Below are 15,341 nucleotides of genomic sequence, written 5' to 3'. Positions count from 1 at the left end.
ATCGTTTTTTATCAAAAATGTACTCTAGAATACATTGTACAAGCTATTTGCAATTCTGGTTTTTGCAATGGTATTATCACTAGTACAGACAGCTAATGCGGAAGAGATCCCAAACTGGATCAAAAGCAAGATCAAGCTTTGGGCCTTTGACAAGGTAAATGATCAAAGCCTGATTGATTCACTAGTGGAGCTGAGTAGACGTGATTTCATACAATTTGAAAAACTAAAGCCTGTCCAGACAACGTATAATCTGCCAAAATACGGTGAGACTGCATTTGTCAAGATCTCTGGCAGAACTGGAGATTTTGGCCAGACTAGTCCTGTAACACTGATTGTAACAGGTCCAGACGGTATACGAGCGGAATACACCATTCCAGTTTTGCAAAGCGGCGCATATTCTACTTCTATTCCATTGCATCATTATTCTCCTGCGGGAACATACGAAGTTTCTGTATATCATGCAGGAAAGGAACTAATGCCGTACTATTTTCATGTGCAAAAAAACTCTATAATTCCTTCTTGGCTAAAATTATCTGCTAAATGGTGGTCAGAGGGAAAAATATCGGACTCGGATTTTTTGCATGGAATCCAGTATCTAATTGACAAAAAAATCATAGCACTAGAGGTGGTAAATTCAAGCCAGATAGATCTCGGCTTAGATGTTACCATACAGGGCCAAAAGGCAGTAAGGCGCGGAACTGCACAAAACTTGGAAATCCATGTGGAGAATTTTGAAGGGAATGTAGAAGGCGCTACTGTTTTTGTGCGTGTTGAGGATTATGGGGAAAACATTCTAGAGGAATTCAAGGGAGAAACAGACTCTAATGGTGATTATTCGATATCGTATGAACTAAGCAAGGATTTTACCGATATAGAGACATTTTTGGTGTACGTGGATGTAACTGATGGAATAGCATCAAAGACTAAGGTGTTTACATTCCAGGTGTATTGTCTTTGCGGCGAGTCAAACTGCAAGTGTAGAAACTAGAACAGGCATCTAAGGCTTAAGGTCAACTCCGGCAGGCATGTTGGCGACAACCTCAAACGCCTAGTATGTGTACGTATGTCTAGCTATTATTCAGCATGCTGTTCAAAATGGACGCACTTGGTAGAAAGTTGAAATTTTTACAATGGTGGGGGGTCAGGCATGGTTTGTGTGGAAAATGGGGGCAGATTGTTCATAATTGGGAATAGATCTTGATTTGAGATTTTAAATTTCTGGTTCTTATCAAGTAATTTTATTCTAGGTGCTGTCAAATTTGTGGCTCACATCTCCAATTTTTATTCGTGTCAAGTCTCAGCTCATTTGAGTTTAAACTAGAGTAAAACTTGAATCGTTTATTGAGGAAACGAAAAACTTTTCGTGAATTATGGAATCGTGGTGGTTTTGACAGGGCTTGGATTAGCGGAGTGCTTTCCACAATCATAATGTTGGGGTTATTCTGGCCAGCTGGAATCGCACATGAATTAGGACATGGAATAGTCTGTTGGGTTAACGGTGGAGATGTTTTCTGGCCTTGGGTTTTTACTCGTTTGGCATTGATTTGTGATCCATTCCCTGAACATATGAAAGAAGTATCTTGGGCCATGGGTGGCTCTTTTGGCGTTTTTGCAAGTATAGCTCCAATATTCATTTTCAAATTTTTAAGAAAACATAACTTCATTCTAATCGGTTTTATTGGATCGGGGTTTTTGGAGTTAGGATATGCAATATTCGAGTCAACACAAAATGAATTATACCGTATTAATGATCTTTCAGCCATTTTACCCATTGTTCTCTTGGGGCTTCTTTCGATAGTTTTCTTTACGTGGTCTATTGATAAAATACGTGAACGTTGCTCCCGAAAAAAATCCATAGAATAACATCATTATTGATTCAAAAGAAAACCAATCACTCATAGGCTTGCGTTCTCGATTAGTCCTCCACTTGTCATGTCCCTTGATAATTATTCCGCAAACCTCGGCTGGTGTCTTGTTCTGTAAATTCATGTGAGGTCTTATGTTGTGATAGATTTGATAGCCTGAAATCAAAGGCGAATCGTCTTTCTTTAATCCTCTGACAACTTTTTCATGGTCATGGATTTCTCCGTTAAGCCCCCCCCCCAGCTTGAGTTTTGTTGTGGTCGATAAATGATCAAATGTGATTAAAATTAAAGTGGGGCCGGTGAGATTTGAACTCACGATCTCTAGCACCCCAGGCTAGCATCTTAACCAAGCTGGACTACGGCCCCTAAAAAGCAAGGCAAGACGTGAAATTATTAAATCCTGACGATATACTAATTCCATGAAGATCTGCTCTATTTGCAAAAAAATCTCAGGTACTGATCAAGATCATCTGGACTGCCAGGAAAAGCTGCGAATAGAAACAGAGGCAGAAGACTTCAAAAAGAACATCACCGAAAAGCTAGATTTTATGAAAAACGCAGACAATGTCAGTTCTGATCTCAAGGCACTGCTTGGCCACATGAGCAGAGAAAAGACAAAAGAGTCATAGCCATTTTGCAATTCTCTCCTGCTCAAAGTTTTCCTTTTCTATCATGTGTTTCGGTGCTGGCTCATCCAGTCTCGTTATAGGATTTGGCGATGCAAACATGTCCACATAGACATAGCCCGCAGTGTTGCCCATTTCCACAAAGCATCCACCTTTGCCATCAAAGACATCAGGGTTTTCCTTTTGTTTTATTTTTGATATAATATCTCGGGCAACTGCAATTCCCTCCCCTTCTGCAAAAATTCCAGCCTTTGGCACAGATATTGTACCAGTCACCATCATTGTGGTGACATCACCTATTGCATAAACGGAATCAATTGCTGTTTTGCAGTCGCGCTTTACTGGAATGTATCCACCTTCCTGTGCTAGGCCAGATTCATACACAACCTTTGGCGCCTTGTGTGGAGGTATAGCAATTAAAACATCAAATGGTACAGAGCTGCCATCCTCAAATTGTATGGAATTTTTCCCAACCGACGTTGTCTTTTTATTTCCATGGAATCGAATGTTTTCTTTGTTTAACATTTGTAATAGTTGGTTGCTCACCTCAGGCCCAGCCGCAGGAAGTGTAATTGGCGCGGGACTGTAAAAATCAATTTCAATTTTGTCACGCACTCCTTGTTCTTTTAGCATGGAATCTATGATCAGTGCAGCCTCAAATGGAGCAGGTGGGCACTTGTACGGCATTCCAGTAATGACAAAGCCTAGCTTGCCAGACTTCATCTGCGTAATTTTTTCTCTAATTTTTGGTCCATGCTCTAAATCATACAAAACATATCCATTTTCAGGCAGTCCAGAGATTTTCTCCGGCGCAAGTTCGACACCTAACGCAACAATCAGATAGTCATAGGATAATTCCTTGGTTGTGGTTTTGACCTTTTTTGCTTTAAAGTCAATTCCAGTTACGGATTCATTTACAAATTCAATCCCCTTTTTTGTTATGGTGTGCAGCGGTCGCTTTGATTTCTCAAATGTGCGAACACCCTTGATTATCCACAGCTTTACCAAGTCCATCATGAAGTAGTCTTTTTTGTCTACAACTGTGATAGAGACGTCAGACAGATTAGCTCGTAACTCATTGGCAGCTGCCAAGCCCCCAAATCCACCACCCAAAATCAGAATTTTCTGCATTATCGTTCTTGCGTGGTGGGCCTAATCAAAATTTCATTGACATTCATGTGTGGTGGCGACTCGACTGCAAACAAAATGGCATTTGCAATGTCTTCTGCCTGTAGTGCCACCATTTTCTTGGCCGACTCGACAAACCCCTTCAAAGACTCATCGGTAATGGTGTCGTTGAGTTCTGTTGCAACAACCCCAGGCTCTATGGAAGTAACACGAATGTTGTACCTGACGCTAAATTCTTGCCTTAATCCTTCAGAGAATGCCGCAACCGCATGTTTTGTTGCGCAATAAACCGATCCAGCAGGAAACACGATTCTTCCGGCAACCGATGACAGATTCACAATATGACCAGATTTTTTTGCAACCAAATGAGGAATCACAGCTCCTGTACAATACAACACGCCTTTTATGTTGACGTCAATCATCTGGTCCCATTCAGAGACTTTCAAGTTTTTAAAAAAGCTTAGAGGCATCAAGCCCGCATTGTTAACCAAAATATCGACTGTTCCCCATTTTTTCACCACGGCATCCACAAAGGAATCACAGTCTGTCTTTTTTGTCACATCAAGTCTTTGCATAAAGACCTCGCCACCGTCTTTTTCTATTTGTGATTTTACTTGCTCTAGTCTGTCTGTTCTTCGCGCACCGATTGCTACTTTGGCGCCTGCCTTTGCAAGTGCCCGAGCGGTTGCTTCGCCTATTCCGCTTGATGCGCCAGTAATAATAGCGACTTTGCCTGCAAGCATGATACCACTTTTCAAGATGATTGTTTTATGTTTTTAGTTTATTAGAAGTTCCACAATAATAACATCATGAAGAAAGTAAATTGCGCTTATTGCGGAAACGAGACAGATCTGCCCTTTGAGTGCAATTACTGCAAAGACGAGTTTTGTGCAGAGCACAGACTTCCAGAAGAGCATAGGTGTGTCAAGCTAAGCTCAATTCGCGCAAAACGCTTTGGCGAAAAAAAGGTAATCCGCCAGAAAAAGGGATTTTTCTCTAGAATGTTTGGAAGGTAATGTGTGGTTAACCCCAGCAACACCAGTGTTAAATTACGATACCATCAAAACACGCACAAAACTGCCTAGTTCTGTCTAGTTGCGAGCCCATCCACGCTCTATGAGCTTGAGTTTTGTTGCGGGCTTGACACATGCCGGATTGCCATTGCTTGCCTTGATTACAAGCTCGAGGCCGGCACTACAGATTTCTTCTTGTGTTTCTTTTTGCAGGCCTTGATCAAGTGCCATCACCTTTAGTATTCTGTCGTCGTTTTGCCTTGGAGATCCTCGCCCATCTTGATTGCTAGTCAAAAGATAGATGTAGCCGTCGTTGATGTGCACGTCGCGCAATCTACCAAAGGTTCCAGAAAATAATGACTGCTCTGAGAGAATTTTGCCCTGTGTCGTATCTATCTCAAATGCATGCAAATGTACGCCGCGCAAGTTTGCCACAAGGAATTTTCCCTTTAGGTCAAGGATTCTATTCCCATCATAAAATGCAGCACCTGACGGAGCCCACGCCACATCTCCCGTGTGAAATATTGGTGAGACATATTTCGGATCTTTCTCATCTCCAGTGATCTCCGGCCATCCATAGTTTTTGCCTGCAGAGATTATGTTTATCTCATCGCGCGCAAATCCCTTGTCTCCGGACGGGCCGTGCTCAGTTGCAACCAAAATTCCACTGGTAGGATCCCAGTCAAGTCCCTGCGGGTTTCTGTGCCCATACGAGTACACTGGCGAGTCCGCAAACGGATTGTCATGTGGTATTGTTCCATCAGGATTGATTCGCAGTATTTTGCCGGCAAGTGAGTCGAGGTCTTGCGCAAGCGACATGTTTGCGGCATCGCCCGTAGTTATGTACAGCTTGCCGTCAGGGCCGAATTTTATTCTCCCACCGTCGTGAATTGCAGCTCCCGGGATTTTGTCAATCAATACCAGCTCATCAGATACTGAATTGTTTGATTCTGTGAATCTAGAGACGCGGTTGTATGTTGAGAGAAATTCAGAATAAGTATAGTAAATGTACAGGTAGTGGTTTTCCTCAAAGTTCGGATCCAGTGCCAGCCCCAAAAGTCCGCCTTCCGCTCCCCCCACATCTAGCTTCAGGGCCGGGGAATTTTGGAGAGAGTCGTCATCGATTACCCGCAAGGCGCCAGTTCTTTCTGTCACAAAAATTCTTCCGTCCGGCGCAAACGCAATTGCCCATGGAACATCCAGGTTTTCCGCTATTGTTTCCACTTTTAGATCATGCTGTGGAAATTCCTGCGCCAAAACTACTTGCGTGCCGACAACAAGTACAACAAACAAAAATGCAAGCGCTATAGTCCTTCCAATCAATCTTGTAAGATTTTGCGATAATTGTTTTAATTCTTTGTGCATTTGTCAGAACTAGTTTTTACCATTATTTTCCATTTTAGCATATAAATGAAAACTAGTATATCGACTTGCCCGGTTTTATCTTGGAGAGTCTTGCCTGATACAATAACGCAGCAGCCAGCGCAAACAAAACAAATGCAGTAAGCCAGTGTGCAGTAATCAGCGTAAGATACGCAACCCCAAATCCAATTGATACCACTGCCTGCAATGCAAGTTTGATCCAGTTTTTGAGTTTGATTACACGAAATATCATTTCTATTACAAAGAGTGCGGCAACTGGATACACAGTCAGCAAAACAAAGTCAATTACGTCTACGTCTATGTGTGACATTAGTCCACGCTTATCTTTACTGTGATGTTCTTGGCAATGAGTGCCTGAGCGTTCTCGTTTGGAATTGTTGCAATTTCCTCTGCCTTGTATGGGCCATATTTGGTATAGTCAGCGCCCACAAACTGGTCAAAGTCCTTGAGGAACCTAACAGAAACTGGCTTGGTCTTGTGCTTTTTTGACACAGATTCCAATAGTTTGGTCCTGCCGTTCAGTGTTGCAGATAAAATCATCTCTTTTCTCTCCAGCTGGTCCTGCACTGATTCAATGATGTATTTTTCCTCGTCCAGCAGGTTAGTCAGGTTCAAGCCCCCATGGCTTACCTTGTTTATTCTAGTCTTGACGAGTAGTGTCACTATATTGGTAATCATCTCTACTAGTCTGGTTTTGATCTTACTTTCAATTCCGTCATATCCTTCGCTTTTTAGCTTGCCAAGATATTCAGACAGATTTCTATAAAATTGTGGCTCTAGTTCCTGTACGGTGTCATTTTCTATTTCCCGAACTAGTGTAGAATACAACAGGCTTAGATCAATTTTTTTTGCTTCCGACATTTGCTATCTAGGGCCCATTAGGATATTTAGGTTCATAACTTTTCATTCCTGTTTTGCTGTGATTTTGGTTAGTCAGTCAGGCACTATTCCAAGAAGAGCCAAAAATTAAGCCTTAAATCCAAGGCGTATCCGATTGAAATCTGAAGGAGCAATTGCCATACAAAGTAATTCACGGTGAAACAACTCAGGTCAAGTATTCCCCTGACGAAGTTTTTGCAAAAATAAAGCACGAAAACATTCGATTCATCGATTTACAATTTTCAAGTCTAGTAGGCAGATACCACCACACAACAATTTCTGCAGACACATTTACCCCAGACCAAATGAAGGATGGCCTGCCAAAGCTCGACGGCTCATCCATTGTGGGATTTACCAGTGTTGATGATTCAGATCTGGTCCTCAAGCCAGACCCAAGCACATTTGCCATAATTCCATGGGTCACTGAAAAAAAGACGGCCCGACTAATCTGTGACGTGTATTGGGGCAGGGGCAGAGGAAGACTAGAGCGCGACCCAAGAGCAATTTCGCAAAAGGCAGAGGAATATCTCAAAACACAGGGCTTTGATTTCAGCTATTGGGGCCCAGAAGTAGAGTTTTTCGTATTTGACAAAGTCCAGTGGGATGTCTTAACTCCATACAAGGGCCAGTCTTATTCCATAGAATCAAAGGAAGCTCCGTGGAGCCAGGAAGGAACCGGCTATCCAATGGGACTGCAAGAAGGATACTATCCAAGCACACCGTCTGACACACTGACAGAATTTAGAAACGAATGCGTTGATGTGCTAAATGAGCACTTTGGAATTTTGTGCGATAATCACCACCACGAAGTAGCAACCGCAGGCCAGTGTGAAATCGACATCAAATATGATTACATGACAAATGCCGCAGACGGCGCGCAGACATACAAGTATGTCGTAAAGAACATCGCGCAAAAGTTCGGCAAAGTAGCTACAATGATGCCCAAGCCCATATCCATGGATGCCGGCTCTGGAATGCACACAAACGTCAGCCTCTGGAAGGACGGCAAGAACGCATTTTACGATAAAGACGACAAAAACGAGATAAGCCAGACTGGTAGGTATTTCTGCGGAGGAATTCTAAATCACGCAAGGGCACTCTGCGCCATAACAAACCCGACTACAAACTCGTATCACAGATTAGTCCCAGGTTATGAGGCACCGGTGTATATCGCATGGAGTCCAAGTAACAGATCAGCTGCAATCCGTGTGCCGGAACATTTCAGGGGAGAAAAGTATGCCTATCTCAAGCGATTTGAATACAGAGCACCAGACCCATCATCAAACCCATATTTGGTCTTCTCTGCAGTATTGGCCGCAGGCCTAGATGGAATAAAGAAAAAGATGGACCCGGGCGACCCAGTCTTGGAAAACATTTACCACATGACAAAAGAGGAAAGAACAAAGCGCGGAATCAAGACAGTACCAGCTAATCTAGGCGAGGCAATAGACGAGCTGGAAAATGACCGCAAGTTCCTCAACCCAATTTACTCTAATGAAGTAATTGACAAAATTATTGAATTGGGTAGAAAGGACCACCGCGAAATATCAATCCGTCCACACCCACACGAGTTCTATCTGTACTTTGACGTCTAAATTAACGGTCTGCCAGTAAGCTGCAAAATATAGTACAGCGAAATAGCAAACAGGCCAAATCCTATACCGATGTAGAATCCGCGCTTTTTGTCTGACGTTGCCGCTTTGTAGATCATAATAGTACCTGCCAGGCCCACAAACAAAACAATCACACCATAAATGGTATAGTCAAGTGTTCCGCCCTGAATAAATGGATAGAATATGCCAGAGAGCAACGCAAAGAACGCGATCAGATACGCGTATTTGACGGATGTTAAGACCTTGGTTGCGCCAGTCAAACTGTGTTTTGTAAAAATTGTTAGCAAATAAACGTTTGATGGTTACATGTCCATGCCCATGTCGCCCATGCCACCCATTCCTGGCATTCCACCCATACCTCCCATGCCACCCATTCCTGGCATGCCTCCGCCCATTCCACCCATATCTCCTCCTGGTGGTCCGGCAGATTTGGCGACGGCAATAACATCATCAATTCTAAGTATCATGCATGCGGCCTCTGTTGCAGCAGAAACAATTTGGTTCTTTACTGCTAGTGGCTCGATAATTTCGCTTGACTTCATGTTGCCAACCTTTGCCTTCATTACATCAACTCCGGTCCATTTTTCGCCCTTGAGTTGCTTTGCGCGCAGATTAGTCAGTGTGTCGATTGGATCCATTCCTGCATTTTCTGATAGTGTCAACGGAATTGCTTCCAGCGAGTCTGCGAATTTTTCTACTGCAAGTTGTTCTCGTCCTTCTAGGGATTTTGCCCAGTTGCGCAGTCTTGTTGCAGCAAATGTCTCTGGTGCCCCACCGCCTGCTACAATTGATGGGTTTTCCATTACATCCTTTACAACCATTAGTGCGTCATGAACTGATCTTTCTACTTCGTCAACAACTCTTTGCGAGCCGCCTCTAAGCAAGAGTGTGACAGCCTTTGGGTTCTTGCATCCTTCGACGAAGACCCATCTGTCTTCCTCTATTTTGCGCTCTTCAACTAGGTTTGCTGCGCCAAGGTCTTTTTCAAATAAATCATCAAGGTTTGTTACAATTCTTGCACCGGTTGCTTTTGCAAGTTTTGTCATGTCAGATTCTTTTACACGTCGGACTGTCAGGATTCCTGCTCGAGCCAGATAGTGCTGAGCCATGTCGTCGACTCCTTTTTGGCACAACAATACATTTGCTCCAGAGCCGATTACTTTGTCTACCATGTTCTTGAGCATTCTGTTTTCCTCGTCCAGAAATGTCTTCATTTGCTGTGGATTAGAGATGTTTATCTTTGCATCAAATTCAGTTTTATCGATTTCAAGTGCAGTGTTGATCAGTGCGATTTTTGCCTCGGTGATTTTCTTTGGCATGCCTCCGTGGACTACTTCTTTGTCCAACACAATTCCCTCCACTAGGAGAGAGTCCTTCATGGAGCCGCCTGCCTTTTTCTCTACCTTGACGTCGTCCTCGTCAACTGTAAATGCGCCAGTGTCTTTTTCTGCGACAGAGACTACTGCCTTGACAATTAATTCCGCTAAATGATCAGATTCCTTTTTGACTAGTTTTGTCTGCATGGATGTTTTTGCGATTTTCATCAGAATTGACTTGTCGTTTGCAGTTACCTCTTCGGCAATTTCCTTTAGGAAGTGTAGTGCCTTTTTCTGCGCTTTTCTGTATCCATCAACTATAACGGTTGGGTGTACATCTTGGTTAATCAAAGACTCGGCGTTTTCTAGCAATGCGCCTGCAAGTATAACTGCAGATGTTGTGCCATCGCCTACCTCGCTGTCGGTTGTCTTGGAAATTTCAACTAGCATCTTTGCTGCCGGATGTTGCACATCAATTTCTTTGAGTATAGTAGCACCGTCATTTGTAATGGTAACATCGCCTAGAGAGTCAACTAGCATCTTGTCCATTCCTCTTGGACCTAGGCTAGAGTGAACAATTTCTGCAATGATTTTTGCAGCTGCAATATTGTTTTTCTGGGCTTCGCGACCTTTGTTTTCAGTCGAGCCTTCTTTTAGTAAAACTACGGGCAAATTTCCCTTTGGCACTTGGACGCTCATTCGATCGTCATTCCATTTTTTCCCTTTTTATACCTTGTTTGTTAAGCTCTACTAAAACAGCGATCAAAGATTTCAGAATCAAAACCAATCGCTGTTTTTAAATTGGGATAAAAGACTGCCAAAACATGGCCGGTTCTGCCTACAAAAATTCGTACAAAAAAATTCTAGCAGACCTAGTAGAGCACAACAAGTGGTTTGAAAATTCTATACCTCTTATTGCAAGCGAAAATGTGCCTTCTCCGGCAGTAAAGGAGGCATTGTTATCAGACTTTGGAAACCGTTATGCCGAAGGCTGGCCAGGCGAGCGCGTCTACGCAGGCTGTGTCTATATCGACAAAGTCGAAGTCCAGTGCATGGACTTGGCAAAAAAGCTCTACAAGGCAAAGTTTGCTGATGTTCGACCGATTTCAGGCGTGGTTGCCAATCTAGCAGTTTATTCCGCATTTACAAATCCAGGCGACGTAATGATTGCGCCGTCCATTCCGGCAGGCGGACATATTTCTCATGGCAAAAAGGAGCATTCCGGTACTGCCGGCCTAGTCCACGGATTGGACATTGAATTCTATCCATTTGACGCAGAAGAGATGACAATAGACGTAGACAAGACCAAGGAAAAGATAGAGGAGCTAAAAAAGGCAAACCGACTGCCGAAAATGGCAATGTTTGGCGGCTCATTATTCTTATTCCCACACCCAGTCAAGGAACTCTCTGACTTTCTCAAATCATACAACATTCACATCAATTATGATGCAGCCCATGTCGCAGGACTGATTGCAGGAGGCCAGTTCCAAGATCCACTGCGAGAGGGAGCCGACACCATGACAATGAGCACCCACAAGACCTTGTTCGGCCCACAGGGCGGTCTAGTATTGGGCGGAGAGCAGCACGGCGAGGCAATCAAAAAGGCAACTTTTCCAGGACTGACATCAAGTCACCACATCCACCACATGGCAGCAAAGGCAATTGCATTTGCAGAAGCACTAGAGTTTGGAAAAGCATATGCAAAGGATGTGATCAAAAACGCAAAGGCACTAGCTGATGCACTCTCTGCTGCAGGATTCAAGGTATTAGGTGAAAAGCGAGGTTACACAAAGTCACACCAAATTGCAGTAAATGTCTTGGATTATTCCGACGGCGGCAAGGTGGAAGCAGACCTAGAAAAGGCAAACATCATAGTAAACAGACAACTAATCCCGGGCGATATCAAGGCAGGCCGCAACTATTTCCACCCAGGAGGAATCAGACTGGGCGTGTCAGAATTAACCAGACTGGGCATGAAAACACCAGAAATGAAAGAGATTGCCGGATTCATCAAGAGCATAGTAATAGACAAAAAGGATCCAAAGAAGCTTGCATCCAAGGTCAAGTCATTCCGAAAGGACTACCAAAAGGTCCACTATTGCTTTGATAACAAGTTGGGCGCCTACGAATACGTAAAACTGCGCTAATTGTAGTCAGTCAACAACAACTGGTCGCCACTACGCTTCCCAAATACCAAGTTGATTTCATCTTCCAGTGTGCCAATTCTGCCCTTTAGATAAGGCCCCACATCGTATTTTTCAACTAGGCGCTTTGCAAGTCTGAGGTACTTCTCAATTGAAGGCCGAGTAATTGTCTGGATCAGGTTGTTTCCACAAATGCAGTGTTGCAGTAATGGAGTCCTTCGGTATTTTCGACCGCAGGCAGTGCAACGGAACTTCTGCCTGCCATATGCTCGAAGGTTTCCAATGATATCAGGTACCAGATGTGTCGTAATAACATTGGTGACAATTTCTGTAGTGTCTACTGCCGAGATCAGCTCTGCATTTCGTATTTGCATGTCGAATTTGTCAAGCATCGAGCCAAGTGTGGAATATGCGCTTCTAGATCGTGATGTAGTAAGTGTCGATGTAGTGTGAGTAAAATAATAATCATAGAACTGCCTTTCCGTTTCCAGTCGTGATTTTATTATCTCCACGCTTTTGACCTCGGATGCCTTTTTGGCAGAAATGGTATCTTCAAAGAATTCTAGCGGGAGTTTTTTTGTCACCTCAAAGTTGTGCGCCTGCGGTTGGGATTCATGAGGCAACACGACTGGTTGGACCAAAAGCGGCGCATCCATCAGTCCGCCGATTTTATCAGATAGGAACTGCCTTGAGAAATTCAAGAGAGCATCCATTAGTAACATAATAGAGTCGGCATCGCCGTCGGCATCACGTCTTTTTGCGGAATGCCAGTTTGGCGTGCCAAAGCAGACATGTGTTTCCGTGTATCCGATTATTCTGCCAACTATTCCCACAGACGTGTGAGGTGCCAGGCCAATCACTAAATGCCCAATTAGCTCGTCCGTGTTTCTGACATTATAGAATGAGGACTTGCCATAGAATTTTGCAAGTTCGGTGTCAATGTACTTGCAGGTCTGAACCAAGTATTTTCCGCTCTCGTGCGGTATTATGATATCCTGCATCTTAATTTCTATAATTTGGTCAGGGCTGGTCAGTGGTCTTCCGTCAATGTCAGTGTCATAACCAAGCTCGTGTAGTTTTTGTATGGATGTGCCAATCCATGCCGGCTTGAAGTGGGTCAGGGGGGAATTTGTCGCATCAAAGCGAACCGTTCCGTCCTTGAATACAGTCAAGTCAAGGCTCTGTCGTATGAGTCCCTTCTCCAATGGCTCTGCAATTCTGTCTTGGTTTATCAGCTCCATTACTCCCTTGAACGGCTCCTGGACTCGGACACCTATTTTTTCCTGAGCGGCGATGATTCTCTCCTTTAGCGGGAAAGGCTTGAACGAATGGGTTGGGACCTTTTTCTTGCATTTTTGGCAAAATGTCGAATCCAGAACAGACCTGCAAAGTGGACATGTGTGCTCTATTACGGTTCTGTTTGAGCACCTTGGACAGTTTATGCTAATTGAAGGAATGTTGCAGTTCTTGCAAATTCTATTGTAGATGTTGCAGTAAAATTCAGATCCGTTGCTTGCCTTGAGCAAGTCGCGAGTGCTACCACCCTTGTCGCCAATCGGAAACAAAGTATGCACTGGGGGCTTCATTAGTCGAGCTGCTGCCTTTTCAGGCCTGCCGATTCGAACACCTATAGAGGCAGAAAACTTGGGCCTAATTTTGATGCCGGTTGTTCGACTCAAGATTTGTGGAACCGAGTCTGTGTGGTCTATTTGCACCTGGTTTGATAATAGAATTTGGTAAAACACATCTGCCTCTATTTCCGATAATACCACAGAGTCATCCTGTATTGTGTGCGGCACGCCTATTTTTTCAAGGATTGGCTTTGCATGCATTGAATAGATTATTCTCTCATCTTCTATTGTAGTTGGCTTGAGTAATATTTCCAGCTCAGCAGGCGAGATCTGCTCCCAATAAAACAGATACTTTGGATGCAGTGGAATCTGAAAATTCAGGGATATCTCCAAGGCTTCTTCTAGTGTCGGGGTTTTTACCAGAAATTCCTGCAATTCCGTCTTTGCCTCATATTGTTGGATTTTTTGCGCCAGCTCCTCTAGCCAGAATTCCTCTACATATCCAGAAGGTATGAGCTGCGCATTATTTTCCAAAAAGTCGCCAAATGAGATCAGAATGTCGCCAAGGTACAGAATTCGCTCAATGTCGTCCTTGATTTTAATTCCCTGCTCTACTGTTTGTATTTTGACAACATTGCCGTTTTTGAGCCTAACAATAGGCGTGTCAATGGAATCCACAAAGGCAACCGTTGCGCCTTTGCCTGGAACGTCCAGCTTTATTTGGGTTCCAACCGCTATGGTATGGTTTAGGATTTCTGCCACTACTGGATGAATCCCTACAGACGCAAAGCCCGTGTTGCAAGACCTGCCATATCTTAGGCGAAATCCGCCTATTTTGTTTGGCATTGATAAAACAGATCTTCCGGTAATTACCTCCTTGAGGCGCTTTGCCGCCGAGTCGCCCTCCTCTCCCTTTTGGACTGCTCCCTTGAGTTCGCCAAGCCAATCCCATCCGTCAAGCTTGTACAGTTCTATTCTCTTTAGCAGTTTTTTTGCCCTGCCAATGAGGCCGTCGTTTAGTACGCGTAGAGCACCGCCACGAACCCGGTCTGTCTTGATTCTTGCCATGTTTTTGTGGTTGACCACCTCGTTTGGGTCCGTATCCACACCATCAAGTTCTACTGGCAGATTAGCAATTACTGTGATAATGTCCTGGTCTTGGACGTGATACTGAAAGCTGCCAACATCCCTCTCATAGATGCGCAATTCCTCTACGAATCTGCCTGTTTCGTCATCAAAGGCATTTGCCTGGTATTTTGCTAGCCCTACTGTTTGCCTTACATGGTCTGCAATCAGCATGGTAACTGCAGACTCTGTCCCCCCAGCAGAACGCATCGGGCCGGCAATGGATACCGAAAGATAGTCGGTTCCGTCCTTGTTTTTCTTAATAGTAACGCTTGAAATTCCCTGCAGGGGCGCAATTGTGACGCCTTCGGTTACTATGGCCAAGCCTACGCGCACGGCATTGTCTAGTCTTTGCTCCAGTGTGGTGTCCTCTGGAAGATATTGCCCCAAGGCAATGCTTTTTGATAATTCCAGTGCCGCAAGCTCCTTTCCCTTGGTCTTTAATAATTCCCTCAAGGGCTCGGCGATGTCAATGTCGTGCATTTTGGCAACCCTATCTGCCAGATCAAACGCTATCTTAGGTTCCACTATTCCAGAGGAATCAACTAGGGTCGATTTTGCCTCGGCAGCCTTTTCAAAGATTTGGTAGACCTGCTCTGATATTTTGGAATAATAATCAAGGTAGTGGTTTGGCATTGGGATTCCCTGAATTCGGGAGATCGCCGCATTCTCTGACAT

14 protein-coding genes and 1 tRNA gene are annotated in these 15,341 nt (G+C 44.0%); 6 read left to right on the top strand and 9 right to left on the bottom strand.

Annotation, left to right across the window (positions count from 1 at the left end):
- Window positions 1–34: 34 nt before the first annotated feature.
- Window positions 35–988 (top strand): hypothetical protein, encoded by a 954-nt coding sequence (locus NAQ_RS07285; RefSeq protein ID WP_100182900.1) that lies wholly within the window; start codon window positions 35–37, stop codon window positions 986–988.
- Window positions 989–1,341: 353 nt separating this feature from the next.
- Window positions 1,342–1,863 (top strand): hypothetical protein, encoded by a 522-nt coding sequence (locus tag NAQ_RS10150; protein ID WP_162858693.1) that lies wholly within the window; start codon window positions 1,342–1,344, stop codon window positions 1,861–1,863.
- Between the two features lie 293 nt (window positions 1,864–2,156).
- On the opposite strand, the gene NAQ_RS07270 is transcribed toward NAQ_RS10150, so the two are convergent.
- Window positions 2,157–2,231 (bottom strand) — tRNA-Pro (locus NAQ_RS07270).
- Window positions 2,232–2,284: 53 nt separating this feature from the next.
- On the opposite strand from NAQ_RS07270, the gene NAQ_RS07265 reads away from it, so the two are divergent.
- Window positions 2,285–2,494 carry a hypothetical protein gene (locus NAQ_RS07265; protein WP_100182897.1) on the top strand — a complete coding sequence of 70 codons (210 nt, stop codon included), beginning with the start codon at window positions 2,285–2,287 and terminating at the stop codon, window positions 2,492–2,494.
- Here the strand turns inward: NAQ_RS07265 and NAQ_RS07260 are convergent.
- On the bottom strand, window positions 2,489–3,622 hold the full coding sequence (locus NAQ_RS07260) for an NAD(P)/FAD-dependent oxidoreductase (protein ID WP_100182896.1): 1,134 nt from the start codon (window positions 3,620–3,622) through the stop codon (window positions 2,489–2,491). The genes NAQ_RS07265 and NAQ_RS07260 overlap by 6 nt on opposite strands.
- Window positions 3,622–4,362, bottom strand: a complete 741-nt coding sequence (locus NAQ_RS07255; protein WP_100182895.1) for an SDR family oxidoreductase — start codon at window positions 4,360–4,362, stop codon at window positions 3,622–3,624. Before NAQ_RS07255 ends, NAQ_RS07260 begins: the two co-directional genes overlap by 1 nt.
- A 66-nt stretch (window positions 4,363–4,428) precedes the next feature.
- Here NAQ_RS07255 and NAQ_RS07250 point away from each other — a divergent pair, with 66 nt between their 5' ends.
- Window positions 4,429–4,635: an AN1-type zinc finger domain-containing protein gene (locus NAQ_RS07250; protein ID WP_100182894.1), complete on the top strand. Its 207-nt coding sequence runs from the start codon at window positions 4,429–4,431 to the stop codon at window positions 4,633–4,635.
- A 75-nt stretch (window positions 4,636–4,710) separates the two neighbouring features.
- Here NAQ_RS07250 and NAQ_RS07245 read toward each other — a convergent pair whose 3' ends face one another.
- Genes NAQ_RS07245 through NAQ_RS07235 form a run of 3 tightly spaced genes read right to left on the bottom strand, consistent with a single transcriptional unit; the run spans window position 4,711 to window position 6,876 of the window.
- Window positions 4,711–5,997 carry a PQQ-dependent sugar dehydrogenase gene (locus NAQ_RS07245; protein ID WP_100182893.1) on the bottom strand — a complete coding sequence of 429 codons (1,287 nt, stop codon included), beginning with the start codon at window positions 5,995–5,997 and terminating at the stop codon, window positions 4,711–4,713.
- Window positions 5,998–6,049: 52 nt separating this feature from the next.
- Window positions 6,050–6,325 carry a hypothetical protein gene (locus tag NAQ_RS07240; protein ID WP_100182892.1) on the bottom strand — a complete coding sequence of 92 codons (276 nt, stop codon included), beginning with the start codon at window positions 6,323–6,325 and terminating at the stop codon, window positions 6,050–6,052.
- Window positions 6,325–6,876, bottom strand: coding sequence for a DNA replication complex subunit Gins51 (locus NAQ_RS07235; protein ID WP_100182891.1), 552 nt, complete (start codon window positions 6,874–6,876; stop codon window positions 6,325–6,327). The genes NAQ_RS07240 and NAQ_RS07235 overlap by 1 nt, the downstream gene beginning before the upstream one ends.
- Before the next feature lie 152 nt (window positions 6,877–7,028).
- Here NAQ_RS07235 and glnA point away from each other — a divergent pair, with 152 nt between their 5' ends.
- Window positions 7,029–8,489 (top strand): type I glutamate--ammonia ligase, encoded by a 1,461-nt coding sequence (gene glnA, locus NAQ_RS07230; protein ID WP_100182890.1) that lies wholly within the window; start codon window positions 7,029–7,031, stop codon window positions 8,487–8,489.
- Here the strand turns inward: glnA and NAQ_RS07225 are convergent.
- Both NAQ_RS07225 and thsB read right to left on the bottom strand, forming a co-directional pair.
- Complete coding sequence (locus NAQ_RS07225; RefSeq protein ID WP_245871570.1) at window positions 8,486–8,767, bottom strand: hypothetical protein; 282 nt, start codon at window positions 8,765–8,767, stop codon at window positions 8,486–8,488. The two genes, glnA and NAQ_RS07225, sit on opposite strands and share 4 nt — an antisense overlap.
- 42 nt (window positions 8,768–8,809) lie before the next feature.
- A complete protein-coding gene (thsB, locus tag NAQ_RS07220) occupies window positions 8,810–10,522 on the bottom strand; it encodes a thermosome subunit beta (protein WP_100182889.1) in 1,713 nt (570 codons plus the stop codon).
- Between the two features lie 125 nt (window positions 10,523–10,647).
- Here thsB and NAQ_RS07215 point away from each other — a divergent pair, with 125 nt between their 5' ends.
- On the top strand, window positions 10,648–11,970 hold the full coding sequence (locus NAQ_RS07215; protein WP_100182888.1) for a serine hydroxymethyltransferase: 1,323 nt from the start codon (window positions 10,648–10,650) through the stop codon (window positions 11,968–11,970).
- On the opposite strand, the gene NAQ_RS07210 is transcribed toward NAQ_RS07215, so the two are convergent.
- The gene (locus NAQ_RS07210) at window positions 11,967–15,341 is read right to left on the bottom strand and encodes a DNA polymerase II large subunit (RefSeq protein WP_100182887.1); all 3,375 of its coding nucleotides are present in this window, start codon (window positions 15,339–15,341) and stop codon (window positions 11,967–11,969) included. The two genes, NAQ_RS07215 and NAQ_RS07210, sit on opposite strands and share 4 nt — an antisense overlap.

Origin of the sequence: Candidatus Nitrosotenuis aquarius (genome assembly GCF_002787055.1) — an archaeon.
Classification (GTDB): Archaea; Thermoproteota; Nitrososphaeria; order Nitrososphaerales; family Nitrosopumilaceae; genus Nitrosotenuis; species Nitrosotenuis aquarius.
This window is presented reverse-complemented; position numbering and strand designations above follow the sequence as displayed.

Coding starts and splice junctions, on each gene's coding strand:
- NAQ_RS07265 (WP_100182897.1), top strand. CDS start 2,285: ATGAAGATCTGCTCTATTTGCAAAAAAATCTCAGGTACTGATCAAGAT.
- NAQ_RS07260 (WP_100182896.1), bottom strand. CDS start 3,622: ATGCAGAAAATTCTGATTTTGGGTGGTGGATTTGGGGGCTTGGCAGCT.
- NAQ_RS07255 (WP_100182895.1), bottom strand. CDS start 4,362: ATGCTTGCAGGCAAAGTCGCTATTATTACTGGCGCATCAAGCGGAATA.
- NAQ_RS07250 (WP_100182894.1), top strand. CDS start 4,429: ATGAAGAAAGTAAATTGCGCTTATTGCGGAAACGAGACAGATCTGCCC.
- NAQ_RS07245 (WP_100182893.1), bottom strand. CDS start 5,997: ATGCACAAAGAATTAAAACAATTATCGCAAAATCTTACAAGATTGATT.
- NAQ_RS07240 (WP_100182892.1), bottom strand. CDS start 6,325: ATGTCACACATAGACGTAGACGTAATTGACTTTGTTTTGCTGACTGTG.
- NAQ_RS07235 (WP_100182891.1), bottom strand. CDS start 6,876: ATGTCGGAAGCAAAAAAAATTGATCTAAGCCTGTTGTATTCTACACTA.
- thsB (WP_100182889.1), bottom strand. CDS start 10,522: ATGAGCGTCCAAGTGCCAAAGGGAAATTTGCCCGTAGTTTTACTAAAA.
- NAQ_RS07215 (WP_100182888.1), top strand. CDS start 10,648: ATGGCCGGTTCTGCCTACAAAAATTCGTACAAAAAAATTCTAGCAGAC.
- NAQ_RS07210 (WP_100182887.1), bottom strand. CDS start 15,341: ATGTCAGAGAATGCGGCGATCTCCCGAATTCAGGGAATCCCAATGCCA.